The organism is Candidatus Kuenenia sp. (assembly GCF_027493735.1).
In the GTDB taxonomy this organism is placed as follows: domain Bacteria; phylum Planctomycetota; class Brocadiia; order Brocadiales; family Brocadiaceae; genus Kuenenia; species Kuenenia stuttgartiensis_A.
On the sequence record NZ_JAOSKF010000001.1, the window covers coordinates 20409 to 36323 of the forward strand.

Sequence of the window (15915 nt, forward strand, 5' to 3'; positions counted from 1 at the left end):
TCTTTATTTTTGAAGAATGCCGACAAAAGCATCGATATTGAAATTGTCGGTTTTGAGGGAAATTATGTAACCGCAGAGCTGTCAGAAAGCGATCTTAAATCTTTAATAATGCAGTTTCCCGACGATACTTACTCCTCCGGTCATGTTTCCTTAAAGGTTGATGATATAACCATTCCATGTAAAGTGGACGCCTATGCAAATAACAAACTAATACTCTCTATTCCGGCAGATACGATTTCTTCACTTCATATGGCATTTAATAATTCTCATAGTAAAAATGCGCATGGTTTTACTGAAAATGAATATGGAGTTTACGCTCCCGATGATGATGAAGACATTGACGTAATAAAGACCCGCAGGCACATCAAATCTGCAAATACAAAAATACACATGCAAAACAAGCTGCGCACCTCAACATCTCAGACGCTTTCAGATGAATTGATAACAGTTGATGGGATATACATAAAAGGGAAACTTATCAAAATTACCGATAATTCCATTACCTTTCTGCAGGACGGAGAAAATATCTGTACTATCCGATTAGAGAACGTCAGTGTTTTTTCCAGCAATAACGAAATTATAAAAGTCTATTATCATGAAAACAAACCCACTCAGTTCTCGATTCTTAAACCTGTAAACGGTGAATATGTATCCATCAAAAAAATAAACGTTTATGCTTTTAAACTATTAGATGCCACTCATACCCTTGATGAAATAATAACCGCACAAAAAGAACCATCTTCATATTTAATACCCAAACAGGCAATACCATCAGATACGCATACATCCGAAAAGGAAGGTGACGCCGTACCTCCAATTGCCGGGGATAAGGATGAAACCGTTACACTGGCGGTAGATGAGTCCAAAAAAGATTCTTCTCCTCAAAAAACATGGAAAGGGAGCGTTGAGTCCGGCATTAACATTAAAACAGGAAATACGGAAGCCACAACAACGCACCTGAAAATTGGATATTCAAACGAAAGGAAATGCGACAAAATATTTTTCGATATGCTTGCCATTTTTGAAACAAAGAAGAACCAAAGTACCGGTGGGTCTGAAGAAACCGCCAATGAGCAAAAGGTGACATTGAAATACGAATATAACACCTCTTTCAAAGTATATCTGTTTTTGCAGGAATATTTTGAACATGATGAACTTGAAAATTTAAATTACAGAACGATTTCCTCTTTTGGGCCTGGGTATCGTTTATTTAGTAGTGAAAAAATTAAATATCGGATTGAAGGAGGCCCTGCATTTACCCATGAAAGATATCACGGAGGTATCACGGAAAACAATTTCGGTTTACGGTTTGGGCATTATTTAGACTGGCAGATGCTGAGTTCTACAAAGTTATTTGCAAAAAATGAATACAACACAAGTGTTGAAGATCAGGAAGATTGGCGGTTAGATTCAAGTTTAGGGATAAAGCATGATTTGATGAAGGCTTTGTCACTAAGCACGGTATTAATAAACCAGTATGATAATACCCCTTCCGGGGCTAATAAAAAAGATGATACCACTCTTATTGGAAGCATTGGATACAACTTTTAGAAACATCATTAATACTACGCTTGAACTGCGCTAAAAACAATCCTCAGTCCTCAATCGGCAATCTGCAATTTGCCGACTGTAGACTGTAGATTGCCAACTGCCAAGTATGGTATTAAAAGTTACTGTCACACACAAGCCTCCGATATACCGACAACGTTTTGTTTATATTTACTTCTAATGAATACTTTTCCGACTTATTCCTTGCTGCCAGTCCCATTTGCTTCCGTTTCTCCTTATCATAAAGCATCTGCAAAGCATCAGCGATTTCTTTTGCATTGATCGGATGTTCAATAACGATACCATCTTTGCCGTCCTCGATAATTTCAGATGCACCGCTCGCTTTACTCACAATTACCGGAAGACCCGACGCCATTGCCTCCAGGCATGCCGTGCCAAACGCATCATACTCACTGGGGAAAACAAAAATATCACCTGCCGCATATATTTTGTGAATTTCTTTGCTAGTGCCCGCAAAAATTACCAGTTCATAAATACCTTTCTCCTTCGCAATTGCCCGAAACTTTTCTTCATATCCCCTGCCAACAACCAACAGTTTCACGTTTTTTGGCATATCTGCCATTGCCAAGGCATGTATCACATGTATGAGGCCCTTCCTCTTAAACCCGGAACCCACAAACACCAAAAGAATATCATCCGGAGCCACATCATACATGCTTCTTATGCTATCCCTGTATTTCCGGCTGTTATCCGGACTAAAAAGCATTGTATCCACGCCATTGTAAATAATTGCTATGTCTTCAGGGGGTATTTTATAATGTGACACCAACTCATCTTTGCACATCTCAGAAATACAAGTAACCTGTTTGTAGCGTTTCCCTTTAAAAATCATTTTCTCTAAAAGCAAAAGGCTCATGTGCCTTGGATTAAGGCAGAGCAATGCCCTGCCAAAGATGGTCTGCATGGAAGGATACGTATGCAGCATATAATCCCAGTGACATCCCCCCCCTACTCTGTAAATATCCTGATACAATGTTTGTGTAAACCCGTGAACAATGTCAAATCGTATGCCAGTTTTTTTAACCGCCCGTGGGGCATTGAAGGCGAATGTCCAGTATTTTAGCGGAGACCAGAAAGAAATGGCAGGTACATAGTGAAAGATATATCTGTTATCTTCTTTTTCAGGAAGACAATGCGTAAATATATGCACCTCATATTTTTTACTGACTAGTTGCTCTGCCAAATTATATACATAACGCTCAACGCCACCTTTTTCTTTAATAAATTGATACACTACTAATGCAATCTTCATTGAAATCAGGTTCCTTTGGCAGCGACTTTATTCTGTTATTGTTGTTAAAGATAGAAATCCCTTATGCTATAGACCGCAGGTTAGCAGATATTACTCTTTCATCACAATCTATTTCAATATACCACCCATCACGAAACATACCCGCATTCAATATCAGCGTGTCCCCGATTTTATCTTTTCCTTTTGCCTCATGTATATGTCCTGAAATGCAAACGTGAGGCTTTTGTTGTTCAATAAAATCCCTCGCGGCGCTGCTTCCCACATGCATGCCATTACTAATTCTGTCAACAGCGGTATCTTTGGGCGGTGTGTGACACACCATAATTTTCCATCGTGCGCCCTTTACCATGTTATATCCTTTTAACAAATTTGCCGCTATTTCATCTTCACTGATTTCAGACGGAGTATTAAAAGGGGTTGGATTTGATGCACCACAGCCGAATACCCCAACGTCTCCAAAAAAATACCCTTTCCCATGCAGGTTTATGCCGATATCAGTCAGATAATTATTTACTGCAGAAGTATCCATATTCCCATACTGTGCATATATATTATTATTAATCATTTTCAATAAGTTTATGACCGGTTCAGCGTGTTTTTTGCCGTGACAGTTTGTAATGTCACCTGAAATAATTATTAAATCGGCTTTTTCCACAATGTGTTGAATTAACGGAAGTTTACTGACGTCTTCATGAACATCGCCAAATGATATGATTTTCATTGTCGCACCTCAAAAAATCTTCTGTCGAAATATGAGACCAGAAAGTCAGGCAAGAAACCCGACCTACGTTATCTAATTCAATGTTTAGTACCTTCTATCGCTCGTTTGCACCACTTTGCTATTTGTGTCTTATGAACTTCGTACTGTGATGACAATTCTGCCAGCGTCTTTTCTTCCCTGATAGCATCCAATGCCACCTTTGCCATGTATTCTGCATCAAAACCCTTTCTCATTTTTCAGACCTCCCTTTCTATTACTTATCTTACCAAAAAAGCATCTTAACTACTGGTATGAAAAAGCCCGTCCATTATATTATGCAAATGCATCGTTTTACCGCAGGGCTTTTACTTTATTCAGGATATCAGTAATACTTGTGTAAACATCCGGTAATGCTAATGCAGGCCTTGTTATCAGAATCGTGTCGATACCTAACTCAATAGCTGCCTGAATTTTCTCATTTACCCCCCACTCCCCCGCTTTCTTTTGAAACGATGACATTAATCCCGTATTGCTGAAACATAGCTTTGTTTAACTCTGTTGAAAACGGGCCATGCATTGCGATAATGTTTTTAGGAAATATCCCCATTTCAATGCACGACACGATATGTTCCGGTATGGGAAGTATACGAACAAATAGCTGTTTTTCATTTTTTAAAGAGATAAACTTTGAAACGCCTGAAATCCCGGTTGTCAAAAAAATATTAGTTCCAAGCTGCCTGGCTTTTTTTACCGCATCATCGGCAGAACTAACGCTATGTATAAGCGGGTGATCAGATATCACGGAGTCTTTGCGTTCAAAGCGAAAATAGTCAATGCCGGCTTCCCTGCATGCTTCATATGCGTTTTTTGTCGCTTCAACCGCAAAAGGATGTGTTGCATCAATTAAAACAGTGATTCCTTTTTCCTGAATGAGTCTTCTAAATCCTTCCTTGTCACAACGCTTTTGAATGCAAAGAGTATCAAGTCCAATTTGTTCAAACATCTTTCTGCCATATTCAGTAGCAACTGTAGTCCTTACATTAAAACCATCATAATGAAGTTGTCGGACGATTTCTTTACCCTCTTCGGGGGGGGAAAAAAAAAAAAAAAAAAAAAAAAAAAAAAAAAAAAAAAAAAAAAAAAAAAGTAAAGGAATAAATCCTGTGTCTCTGCTTTATCGATTGATTTTTTAAGACAAGCAGAACGGAAAAAAATGCTTATTAAAATACTTTTGTAAATTTTTGGCAAAATGATGATACTTACACCTTATTTATTGCCATATCATTCCGTAACATGGTATTAATGGTCTATAGAAACAGGTCTTTTTCAACGCCTTGTTATCGTACATAAAATAAAACTACCGGTCAATTTCAAAAGGAAATTTGAAACATCCTTTTGGATTTACGATTTACAATTTTGAATCGTACCTCGTAAATCGTACTTCGCGAAGTCTGGAGATAGAAAGTATTTTCAGACAAAAAAACGTTCAGCAACCATCCATTAAGGAATATCGTACATGATAAAAACAGACATTTTAATTATTGGCGCCAGCATTATGGGACTCTCCATCGCGCGAGAGCTGCATCATAGACATCCTGAATTAATAATTACTTTAATCGAGAAAGAAGATTCCCCTGGCCGCCATGCAAGTGGCAGGAATAGCGGCATACTTCATGCGGGATTTTACTATACTCCTGACAGTTTAAAAGCGAAATTTACGGTTGAGGGAAACAGGCTTTTAACAGCATATTGTTTACAACACAACCTTTCCATTAACAGATGCGGGAAAGTAGTTGTTGCAAAAGATGAAGAGGATTTAAAAGGGATTTATGCGTTAAAAAACAGAGGTGACAAAAATGGCGTGGAATTACAAATAATAGATGAACAGGAACTATCCCAAATCGACCCAAATGCAAAAACATATTGCAAGGCTATCCATTCTCCTGCAACTTCAGTGGTGAACCCAAAAGAAGTATTGAACCATATCGCAACCGGTTTTAAAAAAAACATCAACCTGCTATTGAATGAAAAATTCATAAAGCGAGAGGGCCTTCATTCGGCAGTCACTAATAAAAATACAATACACTACCGGCACCTTATTAATTGCGCCGGTCTGTATGCCGATAAAATAGGCCACCAATACGGTGTTGGAAAACACTATACCCTCATCCCTTTTAAAGGACTGTATATTGAATATAAGGACAGTAATTTTATTCAAAAACACATATACCCCGTTCCCAATCTGAAAAACCCGTTTCTTGGCGTACACTTTACAAAAATGGTTGACGGGAGGGTAAAAATGGGGCCAACGGCAATTCCCGTATTTTGGAGGGAAAATTATGAGGGTTTATCCAATTTTCATCCCGGAGAATTCTTTGAAATACTCCGGTACGAGGCAAAACTTTTTCTTATGAATTCTTTTAATTTCAGAGATCTGGCATTTGCAGAGATGAAAAAACACTATAGGAAATATTTCATAAAACAAGCCGCTCATTTAGTGAAAAACCTGGAAGAGGATAAATTCGGCAATTATCTCACCCCGGGAATAAGGGCGCAACTGCTTGATACAAGAACAATGAAACTGGAGATGGATTTCGTTGTAGAACAGGAAGAAACTTCCACCCACATATTAAACGCGGTATCCCCCGCATTTACCTCTTCTTTTTCATTCAGCAAATTTATCGCAGATAAAGTGGAAAAGGCGATGTGAATCACCGGCAAAGCCTTATATGTATTGGTATTCAAGGCAGCTTGTATTTTCCGTTAGTAGCTTACTGCCGTACTTTTACCGTACCTTTTTTAAGGGGACACCATGAAAACAATAATTATCGCCTCATGTTTGTTGGTTGCCGGATGCACTTCAACGGTATCACAAACGGAGCAACAGTATTATGACGTTTATGACGAACAGGGCAAGCGCAAAGGTTACATTAGCAAAGTTTCTGAAAGCGTCATATTTTTTCTCAGTTTTCCTGCCAACTCCTTGAGTTTTGGATTATAGGAAAGGATTTTTCTCTTTCCACCCACCCTCTGAATCCCCTCCCAGGAGGGGACTTTTTGTTCTTCCCTCAACACAAAGGAGACTTTTTGTTTTGTCGTTTTCATGGGAGGATCGAGAATCTGTATTCCCCACCCTGTAAAGGCCGGAAACTATGTTCCCCTCCTGAGAAGGATCAGAGATTCTGTTCCACCCCTGGAAGGGGTCTAAAATTATATTCCCCTATCGGGAGGGGCTAGGGGTGGGTACATACCCAGCCGCCCTAATCGTTGATTCAACGTCCCTGTTCACCGCATAATACTGATGATACGCTGCAAGTATCTTTACTGTCTGTATAGTGATAATACCGGTTTCTCTGTCCTCTCTTTTGGATTTTTCAAAAACAATAAAATGCCGGACAAGGTCTAAGAGAGTAGTCTTATTCAACAGACCCTTGACGAGTGTCTCAAGCTGACCAATAAGAGGCGAGGCTTCAACCTTGTCGTCAGCCGTCTTCCACGCCATAAAACGGTTGAAAGCGGCGGAAATTGTACCTGCCCTGGCCTCCAGCCCATCTGAAATAACGATGAAACCGTTGTATGTAAACAATCCGGGAATCGCCTGCTTGTAGGTTTGTATCTGCTGAAAGGCGGAGTGAACAGTAGCGTTTTCATCGGCAGGATTCTTTAGCTCGATAATTACCAGCGGTAATCCATTTACGAAAAGAACTACATCAGGCCTTTTGTTGACGTGGTTCTCGATTACCGTGTACTGATTCAACACCAAAAAGTCGTTGTTCTCCGGGGAGTTGAAATCAATAAGCCATACGAGGTCGCCACGGCTGCTACCATCTTTCTGGTAGCTTACCTTAATGCCTTCGGTTAGCATCCGGTGAAAAGTTTCATTGTTCGATATGAGATCGGGTAAATTGAGACAAAGCAATTACTTTATCGCATCTTCCCTTGCATCCGCAGGGACATTCGAATTGATGCGGACCACGAAGGCAGTAAGCCGCTCAATGAGAAGAACATCCTCAAAAGACTGTCGCTCAGGTGTTACGCTGTCGGGCGCAACATCGGGGCCATAGACGTATTGATAGCCTGATTTTTCGAGCAGTTCGATGGCGAATTGTTCGATGGTATTTTCAGAAATTTTGTTCATAGTATTTATCAGTTAGCCAATGAGAGGGATTATTGATAATGTATTCTGAAATTTTATAATATGATTGTTCGTTGCGTATAATATGTTCGTAATAATTACGTTGCCATACCGTATGTACGTTTGTATTTTTCCGAAACCATTTTGTTACGCCAATTTTAAATCCCCGCACTATGGCGCCGATTGTTTTGGACGTGCCGTTTTGTAGGGGCGAATAATTATTCGCCCCTACATGTGCAACGATTTCGATAATCCAGTGTACATGGTTCGGCATAATCACATATTCACGTAAAATGGTATTCGGATAATGTTTTGGAATATCTAACCAACATTCTTCTGCTATGTTTCCCGCATTATTCAATACCATTTTACCATCGTATATTTTGCCGAATAAACATACATAGTGATTCGTGCATATCGTAATAAAATAGAATCCTTCCTGTGAATAATCGTATTCTTTTAATCTGATTGACTGACGATGATGTATTTTTGGATTATATTTTTTCAATTTTCAACCTGTCCATTAATCAGAAGCCTTAATTTTCTTCAAATTGAACCTTACTTTGCCACTCATTGATTTCTGTAACAGTAAATCGCGTAGTTTTTCGAGGATACGGATTTGTTTATTATTTATATCTATTTTTTCAAGATAAGGGGCACATTGGCGGTTAAAATCTTTAAGCCTTTCATAAGGTGCTATTTTGATTTCCGTGGAAAGCGCAATGTTTCTATTAAGACCCGGAACCGCTGAATCAGAATTCATTTCTTCGAAATTCAGAGTTTTCAACAAAAAATATTCATAGAAAAGCCCAGCAGAGTTAACTTTTCGACTTCACATAATATGTTGTGTCAATCGGAAAAAAGTTGTTATACAAATGTTTTGCTTCAGGCAAGTGAGTGGGTAAGAATGAGTCATGAATTGACTGCAACATAGCATAAAATAAGGGAAAAAAGAAGTTTTTTATGCGCAAAAAAACTGTATGCTAATTGAATGAAAAAAAAGAGACGACTGCTGGACGAATATAGGTTTCCCCGGGTTTAGTCCGAGAGCAGAAATTAAGGGGATATTTGGAGACTCGAAGGCACGTGTTATTAGACTTAAGCGGACACAAAAAAACGGGATGTGGGTGTTGTGGAAAGATTCATTGGAGTCATTACGACAAGAAGGTGCGTCTGGTACGGGATTTATCCTGTGGAGATGCACGGATTTACCTGGAAGTGGAGGTGCGGCGAGTATTATGTCGGAAGTGCAAAAAGGTGAAGCGGGAAAAACTGGAATGGCTTGCGGGCAATCCCTTTTACACGAAGCGATTTGCCTATTCTGTAGGACGGAAGTGCCGTACTATGACCGTAAAGGATGTGGCGAAGGAGTTCAAGCTGGACTGGGATACGGTGAAGACATTAGACAAAGAATACATGAAGAAACAGCTTCGGAGGTATCCAGTAGCAGCACCTCGTGTAATTGGTATAGACGAAATATCCATAAGGAAAGGGCATACCTATCGGATAGTGGTAAGCGATTTGGAGCGTGGAAGACCGATTTGGTTTGGAGGGAAGGATCGGTCTAAAGAGAGTCTCGATATATTTTACCAGTGGCTTGGTGCAAAGAAGGTAAAGAAGATACGGTTGGCAGTAATGGATATGTGGAAGGCATTTGAGAAGTCAACGAGGGAGAATGCGTTTCATGCTGCGATCCTTTATGACAAGTTTCATGTAATGAGGCATCTTGGGGAAGCGTTGGACAAAGTGCGGAAGATGGAATATGCACGGCTTTCAGGTAAAGAACGTTCGTATATCAAAGGGCAGAAATATACGCTTCTGTCAAACAGAGAGAACCTCACCCTTGATGGACGCAAGGCGTTAAAGAAGCTGCTCATGGCAAACAAACGGCTCAACACTGCCTATCTGTTGAAGGAATCCTTTGGACAATTATGGAGCTATAAGACAGGGGGATGGTCAAGGAAGTTTTTCGATAACTGGAAGGAATCGCTGAAGTGGCAACGGTTAAAGCCTTACGAGAAGTTTGCAGAAATGATAGAGAAACACTGTGATGGCATTGCAGCATACAGCAGACCTGAGAACAAGGTCCCATTAGGCTTTGTCGAAGGCCTTAAATAACAAGATTAGGGTGATACAGAGAAGAGCATACGGTCTGAGAAATGAGGAATATCTTCGGCTAAAAATTCTTACTTGTATGCTACCAGAGATATAAAAATGCAAAAATTTACCCACTCATTTGCCTGAAGAGCCAACTAACTATTCGTCGGAGAGCGCCTTATTGCACTGGAAACTCTGTTTCCAGAACATTAGTGGGATTTGATTTAACAAATTATCAAAACTTATGTAACACATTAGTCTTTTAAAAAAGCAGGGGCGAAGCATTTGCCCGTTTGGGTATGAACGCATTTATGACAATTTATAGCAAATGCTTCGCCCCTACTGTCTCAGGTATTGTCGTGCTGTAGCTGTTTGTCTGTCTGTGTTGCCTGTTACTTTTTTATTTGCCCACGATAAAACCACATATCGTAGAGGGGGAAAAAGATGTATGCGCCGAAGGTAAGGATAAAGAGGATGTTGGAAATGGTTAACAGTATGACAAAATGGTGTGATGTATAGCGTATAAGCCATGGCGCACCGAGGTTCATGATGATCCCTGCTAAAGAGCCGCTGTAAACGGCAATCTTTAACCAATCACGCAATTGCGTCATTGCAAGCATCCTGGAAAGGATAAAAACGACAATGGGTATTGAGAAAATATGGGCGTGGGTTACTCCTAAAAGTTCTCTGTACGACTTGGGAAAATAAATACCTTCCTTTAAGCTCTCCAGGTATTCTTCCTGAGATTGATTCGGATCAAATTCTCCCCCTTCATCGCCACAATAATAGCGCACCGTTTTCGCCGGAGAAAAACCCGTCTTGTCATACGCTATCCAAAAACCTACCCCAATGGCGACGGTAATTATGGCCAGGAAAAATGTAAAAAATATCTTATTGCTAATTGGCAGAGACCACATGCCACGTGACATCGGTTTTTCCTTCATTTTCAACTCTTGTAAATTTTTCATTAAAACCACGGGTTGCATACAATACAATTTTCCCGCCCTTCTCACACGCAATCAATGCCTCAGCACCGGGAATCTCACGTAAATATTTCAGTCCTTTTTCTTGTCCCAAAACATATACACTTGTAGAAAGCGCATCAACATCCGTTCCGGATGGAGCAATTATTGTCACAGCAATTGTTCCGTTTACAGGCTTCCCTGTCCGTGGATCAATTATGTGTGAATACCGGACGCCATTAATTTCAAAGAATCGTTCATAATCGCCCGACGTCGCAGTTGCTTCATCCTTAAGCTCCAAATATCCCAGTATTTCATTTTTATATCTAGGATGCTGTATGCCAACCCTCCAGGCGTCTTTCCCGTCAGAAACCCCCAATACATATATATTGCCGCCCAGATTAATACAGGCATTGTCAATGCCATATTTCTTTAATACGTTCAACGCCTTGTCTACGGCATATCCTTTCCCAATAGCGCCCGGGTCTATTTGCGTTGATATATGTTTAAAAAACACCGTGCCTGGTTTTTTCTTATCTCCGTTTCTTTTTATCTCTATATTTTTATACGATACAGACGGCAAAAGCCTGTTAATTTCTTCATCAGAGGGAATATGTCCCTTCTCATTAAAGAACCCCCATAACGAAACTATGGGAGAAACGGTAATATCAAACGCCCCGCCGCTTAACTCGCTAAAAAAAAGTGATTGTTCAATAAATTCCAGGAATTCCTCAGAGCATGGAACAGGAGCCTTTGCCGCTTCCCTATTCACCCTGGAAAGTTCGCTGTCTTTTTTGTAATTGCTTAAAAGTGCGTCCATTCGCTCCATTTCATTCAGCGCGGCGTCAATTGCTGCACCTGCATTCTTCACATCATTGGAATAGGTGGATATCTCAGCGAAAGTACCCATAATCATTCTCGTTTCTTTTACGAGTTTTTTCCCGGAAGCTTCATCCCCTTTTTTGCTCTGTTCTTCATTGAAATTGCGATGCGCCACGCCCTCAGACGATTGCATTTTTTTATCATTAAACGTGCCATCTCCATTAAGTTTTACCAGGGTATTGCCCTGTTTCTTAACGTTTACCTCCCTCTTGCCGTTCAGATAATATTCATTTATCACTCCCAGCACCTTCCTTACACCGGCGCACATATATTGAACTGACATGGTAGCACCGGTGATATTAATGATGTCTTTGTTGGTCCTGATTGAATTTTTGAATGATTTGCCTGAAAACTGGTGGAGAAAACGTTTCCTTGCAATCTCTCCCCCGCGGCTTTCCCGATAGACAAGCACGGCGACCTCGCTTATCTTCCCGTTTGGTTTTACTCCAACAATAAAGGTAAACGGGTGAAACTTGCCTATCTCTTCTGTTATGATCGCATATCCCTGGATTTCATTATTTTTCTTTCCAATATATACGATAAAACCATCCTCAAAGATACGCCTTTTTAATAACTGTTCCAGATGCTGTTTTTCTTCCGGAGTCATAATAAATTCGTCGGTTACTATTTCATCGCTCTTCGGGAAAACCAGTTTAAGCGCCTCTTCCTGGGTAAGATACACGTCCATTTGAAAATTTTCTGCAGGTTCCGCTTCCCCTTCCTGAGAAAAAACCTTGCCGGCAAAAGACACCAACAAGATCAGTGAAACGTAAAGGCTGAACTGAAAAAATACATTTTTATTCATGATAAACTATCCTATCGGAAAATATCCGGCGAAGCGGGGCCTCAAACCGATTTAAAAAAGCTAATATTGACACATTGGAGAGCACGGTAGCGGTGAAGCATTTGCCCGTTTGGGTATGAACGCATTTATGACAATTTACAACAAATGCTTCGCCCCTACATTGCAATTAAATGTTTCAAGGTGCCTGCTCCATTGCACTAAGAATCTGTTCAACCCTATCAAGGATCATTTGTTCGGGGAGTCCATTTGACGGAATGCGGTCCCAGCGATACGCGCGCGTTCCGCCAGGAGCCTTCTGTTCCACCTGAGATCCTATCGAAAGATAGGTTTTGTTTTGCTCCGGCACAACGGTAATGAATAAACGGTAACGTTCGTGCCATCGCCCCTCCAAAAGCACTCCCATGTTCTGTGTTGTGGAATAGCCACTCACCCAGTCAGTTATCAGAAGTCCTTTTTCTACATTCTTCTCTTTCACGCGTATTCCAATAAGCGCCTGATCAACCGCCTCCCAAACCGATGCTGCATCGCCGTTGACATACCGTGAAACATTGGTTAAATTCCTTCGTCCCCATTGTCCTGTAGCGCAACCGGCAAGTGCTATGAAAGCAAAAAAAGTGATCATTAATAAGGCAACATTCCGTTTCATTTACGACAATCCCTTTGTCTTCGTTGAAAAGTAAAAATAGTAACAGATATATCCATCTTTTACAAACACTTTGTATCCTTCCTGTTTTCAGATTGAACCGGATGTTTTTTACAGTACCATTGGCTGTGAATGGTAAAAAGCCGTGAAAAAAACCATAAACAGTGCAAAAAGTTTCGGTTCAATTTTGGACAATTGAATCAGATCCAAGAAACTACTCCACGGAAAAATCACGGACAAACAGAGTTTGTCCGTGCCACCCCTTGTAATGGATTTTATTTAAAATATGTAAATCCTTGGTATCCATTTTACGGCTCTACAGTTATTTCCAATTTATGCGATCTCCAAGCGGGTTCAGGTCTGTGACCTGAACCCCACGTTTTATATAGGCAATTTAACCATAAAATGTATGTGGCGCTTCTGAACCCGCAAAGAGTTTTTTGAAAAATCCCGATAATTGCAATGTTTTGGGCATTCAAACATTTTAATTTAGTATTTGTCTTGAATTTCGTGATTCGACATTCGAATTTGTTCTTAATTTTTTTGTTCAGTAACGCACCTTCACGGATATCCATTTTACGGCTCTACGGTTATTTCCACTTTATGCGATTCATAATCATTTTCCTCCAGGGAAGAAATCACATATCCGTTTTGCGCCGCAAATTCAAGCGTTCCTTTCGGATAAAAGCGGTAAATAAGCCTTGCAGTGATGGTTATTGTGCTGTTGTCCAGTGTTTGGAACTCATAGTGTGTGGTGTCTGTCTCATTCGCCTTGATGCGCGTATCGTACAATTCCTCAACGGCAAAGGCATACAATATATCATTGAAAAAAGGATCCAGATCCTTGTTATCTTCAAGCATCCTGTTATGTTTTATGAATATTTTGCCCGACTTCCCTGCATAGTCTCCTTCACCATTATAATAGCCATTCGGGAAATTTCCTCCCGGGGTATCAACGACTTGATCATTGGTTTGACTAAGAGAATTTCCTGTTTGCGTTACTTCCACATATAAAACGACATTTCGTTGCGTAACACCGGATGGGTAAGCATGACCCGTATGTGAATTTTTCACATCCACATCAAAACTGACAATACCATCAGTGACACTGGCATTCGAAACTGAAAGATCCACCGCCCAATCAAGATATCGTTTCTTTTCGCCAACCGGAAGGTTTTGATTGGTTCCTTCAAAATGGTGAGGATATATGGTTCTGGGGTCGCGGCTGGTCCCCGACTGCTTTTTGTCTTCGGACAACATATAAAATGAATCTGTGACCTCTTTATAATTTGCAATAGATTTGCCCGTTGCGGGGTCAGGGGGTGGGTCTTTCATATGGCAATCCTGACACTGCAGCGCCCGCCCTGCATAATTGTTTACCGGATAATCTTCTTCCAATCCGCTATAACCGCTAAATCTCCATTCGCGATATGTATCTTCACTCCATAATATTCTCTCAATGGTTTCTTCGCCCGTAGGTTGATCATTTTCGTCTACCGGTTGTAAATATAATTTCCGTGCATCCTGATGGCAGGAGGTGCATATTTCACTCTTTTTAAACAGAGGAACGTACGATGCCTGCATACTTTTATATGTAACATCGTCAAAAGGCCCAAACATCACCTTCCCCTCTTTTGAGGATTCCAGGGAAGGATCGGGACGTAAAAGGTCAACTTTATAATTCACGCCTGGTTCCGTCCAATACTCTTCCCCATCATGCACATTTTGAATCTTATGACAAAAATCACAATGAACACCCTGTTTGTCTATTGAAGATAAATTATCAACATCAGTCAAAACACCTGCCCTCATATCCCATTTTGGTGTCTTACCGTCGCCCTGTAAACCGGATGCAAACGAAGGAGAATGACAATCAGCGCAATCGTGAAGATTCCCCGCGTCTCCGAGAATCTTATATCTGCCGGTGTCGTCTTCAAATATTTTCCCCTTATCGCCTACAAATTCAGGATTCGGATCGTTAAAGATTGAATCATCTTCAAAATTTGAGCGGTCACCCGTCACGTACCATGCGGTATATAAAAGAAAGTTCAGTTGATTTATCGGATTCATCGCCGAGGCTGCCATCTCGCTGTCATTCCATTCATTATAAATATTACTGTGACACTTTTTACAATTTTTACTCGTCCGGTATTCATAATCAGAATGGTCTTTCTCCGGAAACGTTGAAAGGGCAATCTCTGCAAAATCATCCTCCCCCAAAATTATTTCTTTACCCGCATTTTTAAATCCTTCTTTGCCTGCGGCAACTATGACTTCCTGTCCGGAAATGCCCTCGTATGTAATTAAAAAACTTCCGTCTTCGTCAGAGAGCACATAGTGTGCTTCATCTTCCGGATAATAGCTCTCATCATTTTTATTAATATCCGCCATCCCCTGTATCCTTACCCGGGCATCTTTTATATTACCTGAATATTTATCATAAACGGTTCCGGCAATCTCCCACGTTTCATACGTACCTACCACAAGACGCGCTTTTTTTCTGATTTTATAATCTTTCCATTCCAGTAGTATCTTGATTGTTATTTTTTTGCCAACCTCATAATCACCGAACGAAACTGAACCTGTGAACGCGCTTTGAGCCGTATTCCAGGTTAATTCAAATTCATTTTTTGAGTTTTTACCCTTTTCTTTTAAAGTAAAAACAGATTTTGTAACGTCATGATAGTCATACTTATTTTGTGATATCTTCACAAAGAGGGTATCCGTGGCGAGAAAAGCCCTGTCATCCGTAGAAAAGTCCGCATTTCTGCTCAACGTATATGAAACACCGGCAAAGGCGCCCTTGCAAAGAAAAACAGATACAATGAAAAACACAATGGTTATCTTTAGAGTAGTATTATATTTCATAA

14 protein-coding genes and 1 pseudogene are annotated in these 15915 nt (G+C 40.3%); 3 read left to right on the forward strand and 12 right to left on the reverse strand.

Annotated elements, in window-relative coordinates; all coding sequences use genetic code 11:
• Window positions 1-9: 9 nt before the first annotated feature.
• Window positions 10-1551, forward strand: a complete 1542-nt coding sequence (locus M5U24_RS00100) for a DUF481 domain-containing protein (protein ID WP_169703446.1) — start codon at window positions 10-12, stop codon at window positions 1549-1551.
• 112 nt (window positions 1552-1663) lie between these two features.
• Here M5U24_RS00100 and M5U24_RS00105 read toward each other — a convergent pair whose 3' ends face one another.
• The 4 genes from M5U24_RS00105 to cobK form a co-directional block, all read right to left on the reverse strand.
• The gene (locus tag M5U24_RS00105) at window positions 1664-2821 is read right to left on the reverse strand and encodes a glycosyltransferase family 4 protein (RefSeq protein ID WP_099326458.1); all 1158 of its coding nucleotides are present in this window, start codon (window positions 2819-2821) and stop codon (window positions 1664-1666) included.
• A gap of 61 nt (window positions 2822-2882) precedes the next feature.
• Complete coding sequence (locus M5U24_RS00110) at window positions 2883-3542, reverse strand: metallophosphoesterase (RefSeq protein ID WP_099326457.1); 660 nt, start codon at window positions 3540-3542, stop codon at window positions 2883-2885.
• Between the two features lie 77 nt (window positions 3543-3619).
• A complete protein-coding gene (locus tag M5U24_RS00115) occupies window positions 3620-3775 on the reverse strand; it encodes a hypothetical protein (RefSeq protein ID WP_157820699.1) in 156 nt (51 codons plus the stop codon).
• Window positions 3776-3996: 221 nt separating this feature from the next.
• Window positions 3997-4677: a precorrin-6A reductase gene (gene cobK, locus M5U24_RS00120; RefSeq protein WP_298201383.1), complete on the reverse strand. Its 681-nt coding sequence runs from the start codon at window positions 4675-4677 to the stop codon at window positions 3997-3999.
• Between the two features lie 360 nt (window positions 4678-5037).
• On the opposite strand from cobK, the gene lhgO reads away from it, so the two are divergent.
• Complete coding sequence (gene lhgO / locus M5U24_RS00125) at window positions 5038-6231, forward strand: L-2-hydroxyglutarate oxidase (RefSeq protein ID WP_099326455.1); 1194 nt, start codon at window positions 5038-5040, stop codon at window positions 6229-6231.
• Window positions 6232-6446: 215 nt separating this feature from the next.
• Here lhgO and M5U24_RS00130 read toward each other — a convergent pair whose 3' ends face one another.
• The 4 genes and pseudogenes from M5U24_RS00130 to M5U24_RS00150 form a co-directional block, all read right to left on the reverse strand.
• Window positions 6447-6626 carry a hypothetical protein gene (locus M5U24_RS00130; RefSeq protein ID WP_164994260.1) on the reverse strand — a complete coding sequence of 60 codons (180 nt, stop codon included), beginning with the start codon at window positions 6624-6626 and terminating at the stop codon, window positions 6447-6449.
• Window positions 6627-6741: 115 nt separating this feature from the next.
• Window positions 6742-7659: pseudogene (locus M5U24_RS00135) on the reverse strand (type I restriction endonuclease).
• On the reverse strand, window positions 7643-8164 hold the full coding sequence (locus tag M5U24_RS00145; protein ID WP_099326453.1) for a transposase: 522 nt from the start codon (window positions 8162-8164) through the stop codon (window positions 7643-7645). Before M5U24_RS00145 ends, M5U24_RS00135 begins: the two are co-directional and overlap by 17 nt.
• Before the next feature lie 15 nt (window positions 8165-8179).
• On the reverse strand, window positions 8180-8419 hold the full coding sequence (locus M5U24_RS00150; RefSeq protein WP_099326452.1) for a hypothetical protein: 240 nt from the start codon (window positions 8417-8419) through the stop codon (window positions 8180-8182).
• Between the two features lie 323 nt (window positions 8420-8742).
• Between M5U24_RS00150 and M5U24_RS00155 the strand changes: the two genes are divergently transcribed.
• Window positions 8743-9774 (forward strand): ISL3 family transposase, encoded by a 1032-nt coding sequence (locus M5U24_RS00155; protein WP_298201258.1) that lies wholly within the window; start codon window positions 8743-8745, stop codon window positions 9772-9774.
• A 371-nt stretch (window positions 9775-10145) separates the two neighbouring features.
• Here M5U24_RS00155 and M5U24_RS00160 read toward each other — a convergent pair whose 3' ends face one another.
• The 4 genes from M5U24_RS00160 to M5U24_RS00175 form a co-directional block, all read right to left on the reverse strand.
• Window positions 10146-10697 carry a hypothetical protein gene (locus M5U24_RS00160; RefSeq protein WP_172953495.1) on the reverse strand — a complete coding sequence of 184 codons (552 nt, stop codon included), beginning with the start codon at window positions 10695-10697 and terminating at the stop codon, window positions 10146-10148.
• The gene (locus M5U24_RS00165; RefSeq protein WP_099326449.1) at window positions 10651-12402 is read right to left on the reverse strand and encodes an FAD:protein FMN transferase; all 1752 of its coding nucleotides are present in this window, start codon (window positions 12400-12402) and stop codon (window positions 10651-10653) included. Before M5U24_RS00165 ends, M5U24_RS00160 begins: the two co-directional genes overlap by 47 nt.
• A 175-nt stretch (window positions 12403-12577) precedes the next feature.
• A complete protein-coding gene (locus tag M5U24_RS00170) occupies window positions 12578-13048 on the reverse strand; it encodes a hypothetical protein (protein ID WP_099326448.1) in 471 nt (156 codons plus the stop codon).
• Between the two features lie 573 nt (window positions 13049-13621).
• Complete coding sequence (locus M5U24_RS00175; RefSeq protein ID WP_099326446.1) at window positions 13622-15913, reverse strand: hypothetical protein; 2292 nt, start codon at window positions 15911-15913, stop codon at window positions 13622-13624.
• Window positions 15914-15915: the final 2 nt, after the last annotated feature.

What these genes read in the sequence shown, in the direction of transcription:
- M5U24_RS00150 (WP_099326452.1), bottom strand. Translation starts at nt 8,419, where the DNA reads ATGAATTCTGATTCAGCGGTTCCGGGTCTTAATAGAAACATTGCGCTT.
- M5U24_RS00165 (WP_099326449.1), bottom strand. Translation starts at nt 12,402, where the DNA reads ATGAATAAAAATGTATTTTTTCAGTTCAGCCTTTACGTTTCACTGATC.
- M5U24_RS00130 (WP_164994260.1), bottom strand. Translation starts at nt 6,626, where the DNA reads ATGAAAACGACAAAACAAAAAGTCTCCTTTGTGTTGAGGGAAGAACAA.
- M5U24_RS00105 (WP_099326458.1), bottom strand. Translation starts at nt 2,821, where the DNA reads ATGAAGATTGCATTAGTAGTGTATCAATTTATTAAAGAAAAAGGTGGC.
- M5U24_RS00115 (WP_157820699.1), bottom strand. Translation starts at nt 3,775, where the DNA reads ATGAGAAAGGGTTTTGATGCAGAATACATGGCAAAGGTGGCATTGGAT.
- M5U24_RS00170 (WP_099326448.1), bottom strand. Translation starts at nt 13,048, where the DNA reads ATGAAACGGAATGTTGCCTTATTAATGATCACTTTTTTTGCTTTCATA.
- M5U24_RS00160 (WP_172953495.1), bottom strand. Translation starts at nt 10,697, where the DNA reads ATGAAGGAAAAACCGATGTCACGTGGCATGTGGTCTCTGCCAATTAGC.
- M5U24_RS00175 (WP_099326446.1), bottom strand. Translation starts at nt 15,913, where the DNA reads ATGAAATATAATACTACTCTAAAGATAACCATTGTGTTTTTCATTGTA.
- M5U24_RS00110 (WP_099326457.1), bottom strand. Translation starts at nt 3,542, where the DNA reads ATGAAAATCATATCATTTGGCGATGTTCATGAAGACGTCAGTAAACTT.
- lhgO (WP_099326455.1), top strand. Translation starts at nt 5,038, where the DNA reads ATGATAAAAACAGACATTTTAATTATTGGCGCCAGCATTATGGGACTC.